A 17185-nucleotide genomic window follows, 5' to 3' on the forward strand; every position below is an offset into this window, starting at 1 on the left:
TAATATTATATCGTCTTCCGTTTTCGCGTTGCGAAGCGTTAAGTGCTCGAACCGGAATGATGGCTGAGGCGTCATCGGCCCGCCCTTTGTGAATATCGGGCATTTATGAAGTAGGGGCTGGGTTTGATGTTGGCACCGTGACGCTTCCGGCTTGATGATGACTTGAACGATACATGTAGTTTGAAAGTCTACACGGATTTGCCTGCGGACGCTCCGGCCCCGCATGCTGTGCGCGTGAGAATAAATACCTTCCCGTCCATCGGCTCGAATGCCTCCAAAGGACTTCCGCATGCGGTTTATCATATCTGTCGCAGCCGTTATTGCCGTTTCCACGCTGCTTTTTGTCAATCGTGATACAGTGGAAGCCTACCTGCCGTCTTGGGCCAAGCCGACATCGGCCACCACCCAGACCCACGCCTCCGACGACACCCAGACAAAAGGCGGTGGACGGCATGGCGGCGGCGGCGGAGGGCAGGCAGGGCGACCCTTGGCGGTCACGGTGGCCACGGCAAAGGCGGGCTCCCTGCCCGTCACGCGCCAGACGATTGGCGCAATCGTTCCCGTGGCGTCCACTGCGTTGACCAGTCCCATTTCAGGCATTGTCGCGAGCGTTCTGGTGAGTGATGGTGCTGAGGTGAAGGCCGGAGACCTTCTCGTGCAGCTCGATGACCGCACGATCAAGGCCAATATCGCACGCGACGAGGCCGTTTTACTGCGGGACCAGGCGGTATTGGAAGCAGCCCAGGCAACGCTTGCCCGCGTCGAATCGCTCAGCAGACAGGGCGTCGATACGCAGCAACAGTTCAGCGATGCGAACGCCACCGTCAAACAGGCGCAGGCCACACTCTCGGTCGACAGGTCCAATATCGCGGCAGACAACGTCACGCTTTCGCAAACGCAGATCCGCGCGACATTCGATGGCAAGCTGGGTGTCGTCCTCTTGTCGCCAGGTGCCTATGTCGCGCCGGGCGGCGAGGTGGTGATGTTGACGCAGATGAAACCGGTGCTGGCGGAGTTTTTCCTGCCTGAGCCGGACCTCGACCTCGTTCGCACGGCCATGACCAGGAAAACTTTGACGGCGGATGTCTTTACCACGCAGGCGCAGCAGCAGGACGGCAAGGCCACGGGAACCGGCAATATCGTCTTCATCGACAATACTGTTGATCCGGCGTCCGGCACGTTCAAGCTTCGCATGCGTCTGGATAACGACCCCGCGACCTTCTGGCCCGGACAGTCCCTCAAAGTCACGGTCAAGGCGGGGCAGGTGGATGATCTGGTGACGGTTCCGCTGGTTGCACTCCAGCCCCAGGCTGGCGGTTTCGTGTGCTATGTCGTCGCTCCTGATAACACGGTCGAGCAGCGCAAGGTCACGCTGGCGCTGACCGATGGCGACGTCGCCGGTGTGTCGAGCGGTCTGAAAGACGGCGACACGGTCGTCACGGAAGGGCAGGCGTCCCTCATCAACGGCAGCCACGTCGTCGTCAACAAGCCCAAGGATGCAGCCGGGAGTAAACCGGCTGCGGCAGCCGTGACGGGTGACGCGACATGAATATGTCTGAAATTTTCATTCGACGTCCGGTCGCAACGATCCTGCTGATCATGGGCGTGCTGATTGCCGGTGTCGCCGCCTATCGGAACCTGCCTGTCGCCGCCCTCCCGCAGGCAGACTTTCCGACCATCAACGTCTCGGCGCAGCTGGCAGGCGCCGCACCCGATACGATGGCAAGCTCGGTGGCGACCCCGCTCATCAAGCAGTTCGAAACCATCGCCGGTATCGATACGATCACGGCAAGCTCTTCGCTCGGCAACACCCAGATCACCATCCAGTTCAACCTGTCGCGCAACATCGATGCTGCCGCCGCAGACGTTCAGGCAGCCATTGCCCGCACGCAGCGGCAGCTTCCCGATAACATGACGTCGCCGCCCAGTTATCGAAAGGCCAATCCGGCAGATGCCGCCGTCCTCATTCTGGCGCTGACAAGTGATGCGGCCGACCTGACGAAGATGGACGACATCGGCGAGAACATCGTTTCTCCGGCACTGTCCACCATCTCCGGTGTGGCCCAGGCGCAGGTTTACGGTGCCAAGACCTATGCGGTGCGCGTGGAGGTCGATCCCAACAAGCTTGCAAATCGTGGCTTGTCGCTCAACGACGTCTCCAACACGCTTTCCGCCTCCAACGACCAGTCGCCCATCGGCACCTTGCAGAATGCCTCGCAGGCGCTGACCATCGATGCCTCCACCCAACGCACCGATGCCGCTTCCTTCCGCACGTTGATCATCGCCAGACCGAATGGCCGCATCGTGCGGCTGGAAGATGTGGCAACGGTCAAGGACAGCGTGGAGGTGGTGAACCAGGGTAGCTGGCTGGATGGCACACCGGCGATCGTTCTGGCCGTTCAGCGCCAGCCCGGTGCCAATACGGTGGCCGTGGTCGATGCCATCAAGGCAAAACTTCCCGAATTGCAGAAAAGCCTGCCGGCCAACATGCATATCAACGTCGTCAACGACGCCTCGGTGTCGATCCGCGCCGCGGTGGCCGATGTCGAGGTGACGTTGATGATTACGCTTGGCCTCGTCATCCTCGTCATCTACCTGTTCCTGCGTCAGGTCTGGGCAACGTTCATTCCGGGCCTTGCCGTGCCCTTGTCGCTGGTTGCCACCTTGGGCGCCATGTACGCGCTCGGCTTTTCCATCGACAACATTTCCCTCCTCGGTCTCACCCTTTCGGTCGGTCTGGTGGTGGATGATGCCATCGTGATGCTCGAAAATATCGTGCGCAAGGTGGAAGAGGGCATGCCGCCCTTCCAGGCAGCCATCGAGGGCGCCAGTGAAGTCACGGGCACCATCATTTCCATGTCGATTTCGCTCGTCGCGGTGTTTCTGCCCATTCTGTTGATGGGCGGCATCGTCGGGCGTGTGCTGAACGAATTCGGCGTGGTCGTCACCCTTGCCATTCTGTCGTCGGCTGTGGTCTCGCTGACCGTGACACCGATGCTGGCCGCCCGCCTGCCGCACAAGCCGGAAGAAAAGGATAGAAAACCGACCCTGTTCGACCGGGCGACAGCCGCTTATGGCCGCTCGGTCGGATGGTGCCTTCAGCACCGCCCCATCGTGATGGTCATGTTCGTCCTCACGCTCGTGGGCTCCGGATGGATGTTCTCAAGCCTTGCCCGCAGCTTTTTCCCCACCGAAGACATCGGTCTTTTGACTGTCTCCACCCAGGCGCGCCAGGACATTTCCTATCAGGCCATGAGTGCGCTTCAGGCCAAGGCCGCAGCCATCGTGTCTGCGGACCCCTCGGTCGCGCACGTCACCTCCACGCTCGGCTCAGGCCCCGGTGGCTCGGCGCTGAATGCGGGCTCCATCCTCGTTCAGCTCAAGCCTTTCGAAGACCGGCCGGTCCTGGATGTGACGCTCAACTCGCTCCGGCATGCGCTGTCGGGCATTGCGGGTCTCAAGACCTTCATCACCCCGCAACAGAGCCTTCGCTTCGGTGGTCGTAGTTCCCAGAGCATGTATCAGGTGGTGCTCCAGTCCATCGATGCGAAACTGGCGCGCGAGTGGTCGAAGACGCTGGGTGATGCGATGCGCGCGGACAGTGCATATTTCGTGGATGTCGCATCGGATTTGCAGGATAACGCGCTGCAGGCCCATCTCGTCATCGACAATGATCGCGCCAATACGCTTGGCGTCACGTCGCAGTCATTGCGCCAGACGCTGGAAGCGGCATTCGGCAGCTATCAGGCGACACAGATCCAGACCACCGGCAACAGCTATGATGTCATTCTGGAATATGATCAGTCCCTGCAATGGAACGAGCAATCGCTCGGTGCGCTGCGCGTCGGCTCCAGTTCGGGTGCGCTCGTTCCGCTGGCAAGCTTTGCGACGATTACGCGTGCGGCAGGCCCTGTCACGGTCAACCAGACGGGGCAGCTCACATCCGTCACCCTGTCGTTCAACCTTCCGACCGGCGTTTCGCTGGGGTCGGCTACGGCGCGGATCGATGAACTGAAACAGCAGATCCAGGTTCCATCGACGGTGACCACCAACCTCGCGGGTGCGGCACAAATCTTCAAACAGACCAGCGACAGCACCGGCCTGTTGATCGGCGCTGCGATCCTCACCATCTACATCGTGCTCGGCGTGTTCTATGAAAGCTTTCTCCACCCGCTTACCATTCTGTCCGGCCTGCCATCCGCGGCCTTCGGTGCGCTGCTCACCCTGAAACTCTTCGGTTTTGACCTGTCGATCATCGCGTTGATCGGGCTTTTGATGCTGATCGGTATCGTCAAAAAGAACGCGATCATGATGATCGACGTCGCGTTGACCTTGCAACGGGAAGAACGCATGACGACGTTGGATGCCATCCACGAAGCAGCCGTGCGGCGTCTGCGCCCCATCATGATGACGACGTTCTGCGCACTTTTCGGCGCACTTCCCATCGCTGTTGGTACCGGTGCGAGTTCTGAGCTGCGCCAGCCGTTGGGCATCGCCGTAGTCGGCGGCCTCATCGTCAGTCAGATATTAACGCTGTTCATGACGCCGGTCATCTTCGTGGAAATCGAGCGACTCTCGGACTTCATCAAATCGTTCTGGAAGACAAGCCACCACGAATCGGTTGCACAATCGTCGCAGCCATAGGGCGTAAAAAGCTCAGTCGGGGACGAAATTTGCATTGGATTTGCGTAGCTTGCCAATTTATGCGACAGTGCGGCTTCCATGCAACGCGGCCATAGTTCCGGGAAAGAAGAACGACATGGCATTGCATGACTTTTCACCTCCTCCGTTGACGTCGCTTTCGAAGCTGACAGACGCCATGGCGCGCATCGCTCGCGCCAAAAGCTGGGAAGACGTCATCGAAATCATGAGGACCTCCGCGCGGTTTCTCATCGGCTGCGAGGGTATTGCCATCATCCGCAGGGATGGTGATCTTTGCCACTATGTGGAGGAAGATGCGATTGGTCCGCTGTGGAAGGGCAAGCGTTTCCCCATGGTGGCGTGCGTCAGCGGCTGGGCCATGCTCAACAGGCAGACTGTCGTCGTTCCGGATATTTCCCGGGACAACCGCATCCCCCACGAGCTCTATGCCGATACTTTCGTCAAGGCTGTGGTTGTGGCGCCGGTGGGTGCCGGAACCGCAGTCGGTGCCATCGCCGCCTATTGGGCTCAACCTTATGAGCCAAGTCAGTGGGAGATCGAGACGCTGGAAGCCTTGGCCAGTGCGGCCGCTTCCGCATTCGAGACCATTGATCTGATCCAGTCTCTGTCGAGTGAGTTGGCACATGCGCGCCGTTTCACGCTCGAAAAAATCGAGGGTCAGACGGATTTCTCCAGCGATATCGCCCGCGTTGCCGCCATCGCTGCCGTGCCCACCATTCTGGACGTCGTGCTACGGATGACGGGCATGGGCTTTGCTGCCGTGGCAAGGGTTACCGAAGACCGGTGGATCACCTGCCAGGCGCTCGACCATGTCGGCTTTGGCTTGAAGCCCGGCGACGAGCTGCCGGTCGAAAGCACGCTTTGCAACGAAATCCGCGATCACCGCAAAACGATTGTCTTCGATAACGCGGACGAAGACCCTGTCTACCGTGACCATCACACACCACGCATCTACGGATTGCGCAGCTACATTTCCGAGCCCATCATCCTGTCGGATGGTCGCTTCTTCGGAACCCTCTGCGCCATCGATCCCAATCCGGCCAAGATCAAGAACCCACAGGTTCTCGGCACATTCAAGCTGTTTGCCGAGCTCATTGGCCAGCACCTCGACTCCGGCGAGCGCCTGAAAGTCGCGCATGAGACGCTGGAGCGCGAGCGCGAGGTCGCAGAATTGCGTGAGCAGTTCATCGCGGTTCTGGGCCACGATCTGCGCAACCCCATTGCAGCCCTCGACGCGGGAACCGCGCGCCTGTTGAAAGAGGGCTGGACCGAGCGGAGTCCTTTCATTCTCAACCTGATGAAAACCAGCATTGCCCGTATGGGCGGTCTGGTGGACAATGTCATGGACCTTGCCCGCGCACGGCTTGGCGGCGGCATCTCGCTCAAGCTTTTCGAGGATGATCTCAGCACGACCCTGTTCCACGTCGTGGATGAATTGCGGGTTGCTCATCCCTCGCGCATGATTGACGTCAATCTCGATATTCCTGCGCCGCTTCTGGTCGATCGGTTCAGGATTGCACAGATGCTGTCCAATATCGTATCCAACGCCCTGACCCACGGTACCGACACGGGAACCGTCAGGATCGATGGCGCCGTCAACAACGGTGAACTGGAAATCTCTGTCAGCAATTGCGGCAAGCCAATATCGCCCGACATGCTGGAGCGTCTGTTCCAGCCGTTCAGAAGAGGTGACCTGCGTCCCGGTATGCAAGGCTTGGGTCTTGGTCTCTACATCGCGTCAGAAATTGCCAAGGCACATAATGGCACGATCACCGTCCATTCCGATGCAAGCGAAACACGGTTCACTTTCACAATGCCCACGTGATTCCATATGGAAGGCTGGTTCGGCCCTTTCGGGATCACCGTAAGCGGTGAAGAGATGCTTGGATTGAGATGTCCGTATGACGGCCCGACGATCTTGAATCGACTGAGATAGAGACCTCTTTCTCGGAGGCTTTTCTCAATTTTTCGTCCTAAGAAAAATTGGAGCGGGCGAAGGGATTTGAACCCTCGACCCCAACCTTGGCAAGGTTGTGCTCTACCCCTGAGCTACACCCGCTCAAATCCGCTGGTTCGGGGTAGATCGCTGAACCGCGGGTCGCTGCGTTGCGGCGACGAGCGCTATATCGCTCAACCGCTTTTTAAATGCAACAGGGAAATGACAAAAACCGTCAGAAAATCCCTAAAAACAATACAAGCTACGGAAAACATTGAATATTTTTGATGGCTGAATTCCAAAGGCGATTGCAAAGTCGTTGCTGAACGCCTAATGACGATACCATCGAATTTCCAGATACTGGCGCAAGAGGGCAGACATGACGCAGCAATCCCCCAAAACGGCACAGGACCTTTTTGCTTTGCTGGATCGTCTCGGCATCGAATACAAAACGCTTGAGCACGAGCCTGTTTTTACCGTGGCCGAATCGGAATCCCTGCGTGATCGCATTGCTGGCGCCCATACCAAGAACCTCTTCGTGAAGGACAAGAAGGATCAATATTTCGTCCTGACTGTCGAAGAAAACGCCGTCGTGGACTTGAAGACGGTTCACAAGACCATCGATGCATCCAGCCGTGTGTCATTTGGGAAGCCGGAAAAAATGCTCGAATATCTTGGCGTTATCCCGGGTTCGGTCACCGTTTTCGGTGCCATCAACGATGTCGGAAACAATGTCACCTTCGTGCTCGACAGCGAATTGATGAAACATGCGCTCATCAACGGTCATCCGCTTTCCAACGATGCGACGACGACGATCGGTCGCGATGACCTTGTTCGTTTTCTGGAGGCGACGGGGCACACGCCGCTGATCTTGAAAGTGACCGAATAAAGTACGATCTTTGCGACAGACCAGCGACACATGCAAAATGAACGGAGACTTGAGATGACCGGTACGAGCAACCCCTACGGAACGTCCATGGGCGGACAGATGACCGGCTCCGTGCAATATGCAAATGCGCCGGGTACACCGCAGGCTGCGGCGGGCGGCCACATCAAGGATACCACAACTGCGAACTTCTCAAAGGACGTGATGGAGGAATCGCGCCACCAGCCCGTTCTGGTGGACTTCTGGGCGCCATGGTGCGGGCCTTGCAAGCAATTGACGCCGGTGCTGGAAAAGGTGGTCAACGAATCCGGCGGGCGCGTGAAGCTTGTCAAACTCAACATCGATGACCATCCCTCCATTCCTGGCCAGCTCGGCATCCAGTCCATTCCGGCCATCGTCGCGTTTCAGGACGGTCGTCCGGTGGATGGCTTCATGGGGGCTGTACCCGAAAGTCAGATCAGAGAGTTCATCGACAAGATCGCCGGGCCGGCTGGCGATGATCCGCAGGCCGAAATCGATGCGGCCTTGGCCGAAGCCAAACAGCTTTTCGAAAATGGCGATCACCAGGGCGCTGCCCAACTCTTCGGCTTTGTCCTGCAGGTGGACCCGGAAAACCCGCAGGCCGTTGCCGGCATTGCCGAATGCATGATCGCCGTTGGCGACTATCCGCGCGCCAGCGATCTGCTGGGTGCGCTTTCGCAAGAGCTGCGTGCCGATGCAGCCGTCCAGGCCGCACTGAAGAAGCTCGCCCAGTACGAAGAGGCCAAGGCGCTTGGTGATCCAACGGCGCTGGAGCGTGAACTGGCAGCAAACCCCGACAATCACGAAGCGCGGATGAAGCTGGCCAAGATTCTCAACGCGCAGGGCCGACGCGATGAGGCGGCCGATGAGCTGCTGACCATCATGCGCAAGGATCGCACCTTCGAAGACGATGGCGCGCGCAAGCAACTGGTCGAGTTTTTCGAAAGCTGGGGTTTCAAGGACCCGGCATCGGTCACCGGCCGCCGGAAACTCTCCGCGATCCTGTTTTCCTGATCGTTCGACTTGCGATGAGGGCACGCGGAACACATCTATAAGGCACATACCGGCAGACACGCACCAGAACGTCTGCGCAGTTCGAAGTGGGGGCACGAATTTCAGGTCGGGCCTGCCAAACGTCTCGAAAATGAGGACACGTCCATGCAAGTCGGCAATGCGAGATACTTGAAGACCACGGATCTACCGGATGTGGTGCCCGTTTTTCCGCTTTCCGGTGCGCTCCTGCTGCCGGAAGGCCAGCTTCCCCTCAATATTTTCGAGCCGCGTTATCTGGCCATGTTCGACGCCGCGCTGGCCGGACATCGTTTGATCGGTATGGTGCAGCCAGCACTGACCTCGCTGGATGGGGGCGCCGAAGCAGGCCAGCTGAGCCAGATCGGCTGCCTGGGCCGCATCACATCCTTTTCAGAGACGGGCGACGGTCGTTATATGGTGTCCTTGAGTGGCATCTGCCGGTTCCGTCTGCTGGAGGAAGCAACCGCTGGAAAGCCTTACCGCAGCTTCAGACACGCACCCTTCATCGCCGATCTCTCGGGCGAAAACGACGAGGACGCGGTGGACCGTGGAAACCTCCTGCGCGTGTTCAGGGCGTTTCTCGATGCCAACCAGCTGGAGGCCGACTGGGAGAGCGTGGAGCGTGCTGGAAACCGCGTTCTGGTCAACTCGCTTTCGATGATGTCACCCTTCGGTGCCGCCGAAAAGCAGGCGCTTCTCGAAGCGCCGGACCTCAAATCGAGAGCCGACACGCTGATCGCGATCACCGAGATCCTGCTTGCTCAGGGTGACACCCCAAGCGGCACGACGTTGCAGTGAGGCTCGAGCGATGGACGAGAAACTGAGCAATGTCGATCCCAAGCTGTTGGAGCTTCTCGTCTGCCCGCTGACCAAAGGCCGCCTTTCCTATCATCGGGACGCCAACGAGCTGATTTCCGAAAGCGCCAAACTCGCCTATCCCATTCGTGACGGCGTCCCGATCATGCTGATGTCGGAAGCAAGACGCATCGAAGACTGAGATGCGTTGGTCCCAGAACCGGCGTCGTCCAAACTTCACACATCGCACCATGCGTTCGCGTTGACTTTTATCCTGAAGTGCGAGCAAAGTCGCCCCGGTCATGCGTATCGGGGAGGGACTGATGTCCATGCGCGTTGTTTTCAAAAGCCTGCTGTTTATTGTCGCAACTTTGGCCGTTCAGCCGGCGCTCGCGCAGGACACGACGCGCAAGATCGTCACGACGCAAAACGGCGATTATTTTGGCTTCGATCTTCGCACAGAGCAGAATGTGTCGCTGCCACAATGCGAAACCATCTGTATCAACGACAAATCCTGCAAGGCCTTCACCTATAATCCCAGGGTGCAATGGTGCTTCCTGAAATCGGATTTCAACCAGCTCAACGCGTTCCCAGGTGCCGTTGCGGGCAAGGTGGTGGAGGTGGCGAGCGAGCCGGATATCGGCGCACCGCAGAAACTCGCCTTTGTCGATGATAGCCTCTACCAGGAGGCCAGACGTCTCAAAGCCAGCTTCGTTCCTGCCGGAGACGGTCAATCCATGGCCGACTGGTTGTCTGTGGCCCGCCAACAAACCGACCGTGGCGATTTCGTCGGTGCTGTCGGCAGCTACAAGCAGGCGCTGGCGCTCGGCCTGGAAGATGGTGCGGTGTGGGGTGAACTTTCGCGCGCCGCCGCAAATGTGAAGAGCAACGCTTCGATGTCGTCGCTGGCAGTGTCCGGTGCTCTCAACGCCTATTCTTTGAGCCGGTCCGTGGCGGCTCGCACCGCCGCGCTCGACATGCTTGCGGTCGCGTTCGAAGGGGCACGGAACTACCGCGCGGCGCTGAGCAGCTACAAGGCACGTCTTGCTCTGTCGGATGATCCACAGACGCGCGCCGCCTATGCCGATCTCAAGACCCGGCAGGGCTTCCGGGTCATCGACAACACTGTCGATACCGATAGTGTCAGTCCACGCGCCTGCGTCCAGTTCTCGGAACCCCTGGTCAAGAACGGTGTCGATTATTCCTCCTTCGTCACGCTGGATGGCGCAGCACCCAAGGCCATCGAAGCCGAGGGCAGCGAGATTTGCGTCGAAGGTCTGACCCACGGCCAGCGATACAAGATCGCGCTGCGCGCCGGTCTTCCGTCCTCGGTCGAAGAACCGCTGGAAAAGCAGGTCGATCTCGATATCTATGTCCGTGACAGGTCCGGCTCGGTGCGCTTTACCGGCGAGAACTTTGTTCTTCCGGGGACAGCCCGTCGCGGCATCCCGCTCGTGACCGTCAACACCGATCGTGCCGATCTGAAGCTTTACCGCGTCGGTGATCGCAGCATCACGACATTGCTGAGCAATTCGCAGTTCCTGACGCAGATGGATGGCTATGGCGCGGAGCGGATCGAAAACGAAATCGGTGAACTGGTCTGGCAGGGCAGCATCGATATACAGAATGAGCTGAACAAGGACGTCGTCACGAGCTTTCCAGTCGATGAAGCATTGCCGGAGCGCAAGCCTGGCATTTACGTCCTGACTGCGGTCCCGCCCGGTACGCCAGCCGAAAATTGGGATTCGCGCGCCACGCAATGGTTTCTCGTGTCCGATACCGGCATCACCACCTATGCCGGAACCGATGGCCTCAACGTCTTCGTGCGCGCACTCAGCACCGCAAAGCCGCTGGAAGGGGTCGAACTTCAGCTTCTGGCCAGAAACAACGAAATTCTCGGCACCGCCACGACCGACGGTGAGGGTAGGGCGATCTTCTCCGCAGGTCTGATGCGCGGGTCGGCAGGGCAGGCACCTGCCATCATCACTGCGAAAAACGGCGACAAGGACTATGTCTTCCTCGATATGACCCGGGCCGGTTTCGACCTCTCGGACCGTGGCGTCACCGGCCGCGCCGCACCCGGTGCACTGGATGTGTTCAGCTGGACCGAGCGCGGCATCTACCGCGCCGGTGAAACTGTGCATGCGGCGGCGCTAGCGCGCGATGTCGAGGGCAATGCGGTGGAGAACCTACCGCTGACGTTTGTCTTCTCGCGCCCCGATGGTGTGGAAGATCGCCGTTTCGTCAGTGATGGCAAGGCCTTGGGCGGTTATGCCGTTGATCTGGCCTTGCAGGAAAATGCCATGCGCGGCACCTGGACCGTGGCAATCCATACCGACCCGAAGACGGCAGCCATCAGTCAAAAGTCCTTCCTCGTTGATGACTTCGTGCCAGACAGGACCGAGTTCGACTTGACCAGCAAGGCCAAGGAGATCAATCCGGTTGCCGATACCACCATCGATGTCGATGGCCGTTATCTCTACGGCGCGCCCGCTGCCGGTCTCGAACTTGAAGGTGAAATCGCGCTGAAGGCCACGCGCACCCGCGCCGGTTTCGATGGCTACGAGTTTGGTTTGGCGGATGAGGAAAGCCAGGAGGAAAGCCGCACCACGCTGGATGCGCTGCCTGCGCTGGATGAAAACGGCAAGGCGCAGTTTGCGGTCACCCTGGCCGACCTGCCGTCAACGACGCAGTTTCTGTCTGCCAATATCACCGTGCGGATGCGCGAGGCCGGTGGCCGCGCCGTGGAGCGTTCGCTGACCCTTCCGGTTAAATCCGATAGCGCCATGATCGGCATCAAGCCGGAATTCTCCGGCGATCTTGCGGAAAATTCCGTGAGTCGTTTCCACGTCATCGGCCTTGCCGCCGATGGCACGAAACAGGCCATGAGCGGCCTGACCTGGAAACTCATCAAGGTCGAGCGCAATTATCAATGGTATCGCCAGGGCAATTCATGGCGCTACGAGCCCGTCGTCTATACCAAGCAGGTGCAGACCGGCACCCTGGCCGTGGATGCCAATGGCGGCGAGATTTCCGTGCTTGCATCGTGGGGGCGATATCGCCTGGAAGTCGAATCCGCTGAAAACGGCGGTCCTGCGTCCAGCGTCGAGTTCGATGCCGGTTGGTACGTCACCGCAAGTTCGACCGAAACACCGGATGCGCTGGAAATCGCACTCGACAAGCAGAGCTACACGATCGGCGACACCGCCAAATTGAAAGTGACCTCCCGTTTTGCCGGCCAGCTCATGGTCGCGTCCGGCTCTGACAAGCTGATTGCGGTCCAGAACGTCGATGTCGGTGAGAACGGCGGCGAAGTCGATATTCCCGTAACCAGGGAGTGGGGTGCGGGCTCTTACGTGACCGCTACCCTGTTCCGGCCCGGCGACGCGCAGGAAAGCCGCATGCCGATGCGCGCCATCGGTGTGAAGTGGCTGGCCGTCGATCCCGGAGAGCGAAAGCTCGGCATCGCACTGACATTGCCCAAGCAGACATTGCCGCGCCAGCCGCTGGAAATTCCGGTGCAGGTGTCCGGCGCCGGTGCGGGGGACAAGGCTTATGTCACCGTCGCTGCCGTCGATGTCGGCATTCTCAACCTCACCCGCTATGAACCACCCAAGCCGGATGAATGGTATTTCGGCCAGCGTCGTCTCGGGTTGGAAATCCGCGATATCTACGGTCGTCTGATCGATGGCTCGCTCGGCGCCACAGGGCGGCTCAGAACGGGTGGTGACGGCGGACAGGTTGCTCTTCAGGGCAGCCCGCCCAAGGAAAAGCTGGTGGCGTTTTTTGCCGGTCCGGTGGAGCTTGATGCGGACGGCAAGGCCATCATCCGTTTCGATATTCCGCAGTTCAACGGCACGGCCCGCGTCATGGCCGTGGCCTGGACAAAGACCGGCGTCGGTCATGCTGTGTCGGACGTCGTCATTCGTGATCCCGTTGTCATCACCGCCAGTGCGCCGAAATTCCTCAGCCCCGGCGACGTCTCGCAAATGCGCGTCGATATCGCCAATACGGATGGCGATGCGGGCGATTACAAGCTTGATATCGCCAGCAACACGGCGTTGACCGTCGATCAGGGCGAGGTGTCGCAGACCGTCACGCTGCAAAAGGGTGGCAAGTCCTCGCTGACCGTACCGCTGACCGGTGAATATCCGGGCAACGGGGCAATAACGATCAAGCTCAGCAACGCCAGCGGCATCTCGCTGGAACAGGCGCTCAACATTCCCGTTCGTCCCTCGGTCTTGCCGGTCACGACGCGTCGAAACATCAAGATCGCACCCAACAGCACTCTGACGGTGGATGGCGCATTGCTGGCTGACAGCATGTTGCTGGGGTCGTCGGTGGCCGTCAACGTCACGCGTTCACCCGCCTTCGATGTTCCGGGTCTGGTCATGATGCTGGATAAATACCCCTATGGCTGCGCCGAGCAGACGACCAGTCGTGCGCTGCCGTTGCTCTACGTCTCGGAACTGATGACGCAGCGCGGCGGTGCGCAGGATCAGGATCTGCGCAAGCGGGTGCAGGACGCGATCTATCGCGTGCTGTCCTTCCAGTCCACATCGGGCAGTTTTGGCCTCTGGTCTCCCGGCGAAGGCGATCTGTGGCTGGACGCCTACATCACCGACTTCCTGACGCGGGCACGGGAGCAATCCTATGATGTCCCTGAAACCGCCATGGTTCAGGCGCTGACCAACCTGCAAAATGGTCTTGCCTACGACAACAACGTCAAAGATCGCGGCAACGAAATCGCCTACTCGCTGTATGTTCTGGCCCGCAACCGCAAGGCTGCCATCAACGATCTGCGCTATTATGCCGACACGACCTTGAACGATTTCCCGACGCCGCTGGCCAAGGCGCAACTGGCATCTGCCCTGTCGCTTTATGGCGATGCCGCCCGGTCCAAGACGGTCTTCGGTGCGTCTCTCAGCATGGCGGCCGCAACGACGAATGTCAGCCTGTCCCGCGCGGATTATGGTTCTGTGCTGCGCGATGGCGCCGCCTCGCTCGCCCTTGCAGCAGAAAGCCGCCCCGTTCCTGCGGTGGTGCCGCAACTGGCCAGCGCTGTGGCCAAGGCCTGGGATGCGAAAGCCTATACCAGCACACAGGAACAGGCCTGGATGCTGCTCGCCGCCCGCGCCTTGAAGGGTGAGGACAAGGATGTGAAGCTCGATATCAACGGCACGCTTGAACAGGGCGGATACAGCAAGGGGATGAGCGGCGACGAGCTTTTGCAATCGCCCCTCAAGATCACCAATGCCTCGAAGGATACGGTCACGGCGGTCGTGACCACCGTCGCCCCGCCAGCACAGCCGCTGCCTGCCGGCGGCGATGGTTTCGAGATCAAGAAAACCTATTATTCCCTTGAAGGCGAAGAGGTTGATATCAGCGAAGCGACGCAAAACGAACGCTACGTCGTGGTCTTGTCGGTGACGCCCAAGCACGATTGGCAGCAGCGTATCATGCTGACCGATCTCCTGCCGTCGGGGTTCGAGATCGACAATCCGAGCCTCGTCAACAGCGCGGCGCTTTCCAATTTCGATTGGTTGCCGGAAACCGAGGCTGCGCATACCGAGTTCCGTTACGACCGTTTTGTTGCAGCGTTTGATCAGGCTGCGGGCGATAATGCGGAGGTGACGCTGGCCTATGTCGTCAGGGCCGTAACACCCGGCACTTACGACAATCCGGCCGCATCGGTGGAAGATATGTACCGTCCGCAGTTCTCGGCGCGCACGGCAACCGGTCGCCTGGAGGTCCGCGCGGCGCAGCAATGATCAGGTGGCGGGCGTTCATCAGCGGTTTTGTTTTGGCGGCAGTCCTCACTGCCGCCTGCATCTATGCACTGAACCGTCTGGACCACGCCTACCCGCCACCCCTGCAAAATGCCCGGATCGTCTCGCAGGAGGTGCTGGACAGAGACGGAAAGCTGTTGCGCGCGTTTGCGACACCACAGGGGCGTTGGCGGCTTCACACCAGTGCTGAAGATGTCGATCCACAATTCATCAACATGCTGGTCGCCTATGAGGATCAGCGGTTCTTCGACCATGGTGGCGTCGATGTTCAGGCCCTGGGCCGCGCTGCGTGGCAATTGCTGACCAATGGCCGCATCGTCTCGGGGGCATCGACACTTTCCATGCAGGTGGCGCGGTTGATCGAGCCGCGGACGGATCGCTCGCTTGGCACGAAATTTCTCCAGATGGTGCGGGCATGGCAGATCGAGCGACGCCTCAGCAAGCCGGAGATCATCGACCTTTATCTGAACATTGCACCTTATGGCGGCAATCTGGAAGGTGTGCGTTCAGCAAGCCTTGCCTGGTTCGGCAAGGAGCCGAAGCGGCTTGATACGGCGGAGGCGGCCTTGCTCGTTTCGCTGCCGCAACTGCCGGAAAAGCGCCGTCCGGATCGCTTTCCGGATGCGGCGAAACAAGCGCGCGCGCGTGTGCTGCAACGGCTCGCCGTCTCACGCGTGGTCGGCGAGGGAGAGGCCGCCCGCGCCGCCGTCGTTGCCATTCCCGCAAAGCGCCTGGACCTTCCGTCTTACGCCCCTCATCTGGCGCAGGCGGCGCGTGCCAGGTTTCCGCAGTCCTTGACCATTGGCTCGACGCTGCGTCTGCCCGTTCAAAAAGAGCTCGAAGACCTCGCACAGCGCTCTGCCGAAAAGTTGGGAGATAAGGTTTCGGTCGCCATCGTCATGGCCGATAGCACGACGGGTGAGATCGTCGCCGACGTCGGCTCATCCGATTTTCTGGATAGCAATCGCCGTGGCTGGGTGGAAATGTCCCGCGCAGTGCGCTCTCCCGGCTCGACGCTGAAACCCTTCATCTATGGGCTTGCCTTTGAAAACGGCCTTATCGCTCAGGAGACTGTCATCGAAGATCGCCCGGCGGATTTTTCAGGCTACCGCCCGCGCAATTTCGATATGCAATACCAGGGCGATGTCAGCATTCGGCAGGCGTTGCAACTGTCCCTCAACGTCCCCGCCGTGCGCCTGCTGGATGCGGTCAGTCCGGCCGCCCTCCTGGTCCGGTTTCGCCGCGCGTCCGTCAAACTGACATTGCCAAAGGCCGAAGCGCCGGGGCTGGCGATTGCTCTGGGGGGTGCCGGTCTCTCTCTAGTTGACCTCGTCCAGCTTTACGCGGCCCTTGCCAATGGCGGTCAACCCGTCGTCCTTGGAGACGGGGTGCGCAACAAACCGCAGCTTTTGAATGTCGATCCGCTGTTTTCAAAGGCTGCGATCTGGAACATCACCGATGCCCTCTCCAGCATCCTGCCACCCGTTGGCATGAAACAGCGTGGCATCGCTTATAAAACGGGCACCAGCTACGGGTATCGCGACGCATGGTCGGTCGGTTTCGATGGCCGCTATGTCATCGGCGTGTGGGCTGGACGTGCTGATAACGGCTCGGTCCCGGGTCTTGCGGGCTACGTCTCTGCGGCACCGATCCTGTTTGAAGCTTTTTCAAAATCGGGCGTTGCCCTGACGCCATTCCCGCCAGCGCCGCCGGGTGTTTTGCGGCTGGCCTACAAAGATCTGCCCGCCAACCAGCGGCGCTTCAGCGTCACCAGCAGCGGTCTTCTCTCATCCACCCGGCGCGAACCATCTCCCCAGATCGTCTATCCCCCGGAAGGCGCGCGGATAGAGCTCTCAAGCCAGAGCGGCGATCTCTCACCCCTCGTGCTCAAACTGCAAGGCGGGCGCGCCCCCTTCCACTGGCTCGCCAATGGCAAACCCTTGCCAGAACCGTCGCGTCGCCGCAGCAGCGAGTGGTTGCCGGAGGGGCAGGGCTTTTCGACGCTGACCGTGATCGATGCGGATGGACGGGCGTCCAGCGTCCGGATTTTTGTGGAATAGATGT

The 17185-nt window shown here is 59.8% G+C and carries 9 protein-coding genes and 1 tRNA gene; 9 read left to right on the forward strand and 1 reads right to left on the reverse strand.

The window, feature by feature from the left end; genetic code table 11:
- Positions 1–289 precede the first annotated feature (289 nt).
- The 3 genes from EKM04_RS00560 (at position 290) to EKM04_RS22980 (ending at position 6487) form a co-directional block, all read left to right on the forward strand.
- On the forward strand, positions 290–1549 hold the full coding sequence (locus tag EKM04_RS00560) for an efflux RND transporter periplasmic adaptor subunit (protein WP_183894635.1): 1260 nt from the start codon (positions 290–292) through the stop codon (positions 1547–1549).
- Positions 1546–4644, forward strand: coding sequence for an efflux RND transporter permease subunit (locus EKM04_RS00565; protein WP_183894637.1), 3099 nt, complete (start codon positions 1546–1548; stop codon positions 4642–4644). Before EKM04_RS00560 ends, EKM04_RS00565 begins: the two co-directional genes overlap by 4 nt.
- 115 nt (positions 4645–4759) lie before the next feature.
- Positions 4760–6487, forward strand: a complete 1728-nt coding sequence (locus EKM04_RS22980; RefSeq protein ID WP_183894639.1) for a sensor histidine kinase — start codon at positions 4760–4762, stop codon at positions 6485–6487.
- Between the two features lie 159 nt (positions 6488–6646).
- Here EKM04_RS22980 and EKM04_RS00580 read toward each other — a convergent pair.
- Positions 6647–6721, reverse strand: a tRNA-Gly gene (locus EKM04_RS00580).
- Between the two features lie 256 nt (positions 6722–6977).
- Here EKM04_RS00580 and EKM04_RS00585 point away from each other — a divergent pair.
- From EKM04_RS00585 to pbpC, 6 genes are all read left to right on the forward strand, one after another.
- Positions 6978–7487 carry a prolyl-tRNA synthetase associated domain-containing protein gene (locus EKM04_RS00585; protein WP_174156037.1) on the forward strand — a complete coding sequence of 170 codons (510 nt, stop codon included), beginning with the start codon at positions 6978–6980 and terminating at the stop codon, positions 7485–7487.
- A gap of 54 nt (positions 7488–7541) precedes the next feature.
- Positions 7542–8519: a thioredoxin gene (gene trxA / locus EKM04_RS00590; protein ID WP_183894641.1), complete on the forward strand. Its 978-nt coding sequence runs from the start codon at positions 7542–7544 to the stop codon at positions 8517–8519.
- 144 nt (positions 8520–8663) lie between these two features.
- Positions 8664–9335, forward strand: coding sequence for an LON peptidase substrate-binding domain-containing protein (locus EKM04_RS00595; protein WP_183894643.1), 672 nt, complete (start codon positions 8664–8666; stop codon positions 9333–9335).
- Positions 9336–9345: 10 nt separating this feature from the next.
- The gene (locus tag EKM04_RS00600) at positions 9346–9534 is read left to right on the forward strand and encodes a Trm112 family protein (protein WP_174156040.1); all 189 of its coding nucleotides are present in this window, start codon (positions 9346–9348) and stop codon (positions 9532–9534) included.
- Between the two features lie 121 nt (positions 9535–9655).
- Positions 9656–15103 (forward strand): alpha-2-macroglobulin family protein, encoded by a 5448-nt coding sequence (locus tag EKM04_RS00605; RefSeq protein ID WP_183894645.1) that lies wholly within the window; start codon positions 9656–9658, stop codon positions 15101–15103.
- Positions 15100–17181 (forward strand): penicillin-binding protein 1C, encoded by a 2082-nt coding sequence (pbpC, locus tag EKM04_RS00610; RefSeq protein WP_183894647.1) that lies wholly within the window; start codon positions 15100–15102, stop codon positions 17179–17181. Before EKM04_RS00605 ends, pbpC begins: the two co-directional genes overlap by 4 nt.
- Positions 17182–17185 lie beyond the last annotated feature (4 nt).

Source organism: Rhizobium skierniewicense Ch11 (assembly GCF_023757665.1).
GTDB classification, from domain to species: domain Bacteria; phylum Pseudomonadota; class Alphaproteobacteria; order Rhizobiales; family Rhizobiaceae; genus Agrobacterium; species Agrobacterium skierniewicense.

Bases quoted from the DNA above. Each gene is read 5' to 3' on its own strand.
- pbpC (WP_183894647.1), top strand. From the start codon at position 15,100: ATGATCAGGTGGCGGGCGTTCATCAGCGGTTTTGTTTTGGCGGCAGTC.
- EKM04_RS00565 (WP_183894637.1), top strand. From the start codon at position 1,546: ATGAATATGTCTGAAATTTTCATTCGACGTCCGGTCGCAACGATCCTG.
- EKM04_RS00595 (WP_183894643.1), top strand. From the start codon at position 8,664: ATGCAAGTCGGCAATGCGAGATACTTGAAGACCACGGATCTACCGGAT.
- EKM04_RS00605 (WP_183894645.1), top strand. From the start codon at position 9,656: ATGTCCATGCGCGTTGTTTTCAAAAGCCTGCTGTTTATTGTCGCAACT.
- EKM04_RS22980 (WP_183894639.1), top strand. From the start codon at position 4,760: ATGGCATTGCATGACTTTTCACCTCCTCCGTTGACGTCGCTTTCGAAG.
- trxA (WP_183894641.1), top strand. From the start codon at position 7,542: ATGACCGGTACGAGCAACCCCTACGGAACGTCCATGGGCGGACAGATG.
- EKM04_RS00560 (WP_183894635.1), top strand. From the start codon at position 290: ATGCGGTTTATCATATCTGTCGCAGCCGTTATTGCCGTTTCCACGCTG.
- EKM04_RS00600 (WP_174156040.1), top strand. From the start codon at position 9,346: ATGGACGAGAAACTGAGCAATGTCGATCCCAAGCTGTTGGAGCTTCTC.
- EKM04_RS00585 (WP_174156037.1), top strand. From the start codon at position 6,978: ATGACGCAGCAATCCCCCAAAACGGCACAGGACCTTTTTGCTTTGCTG.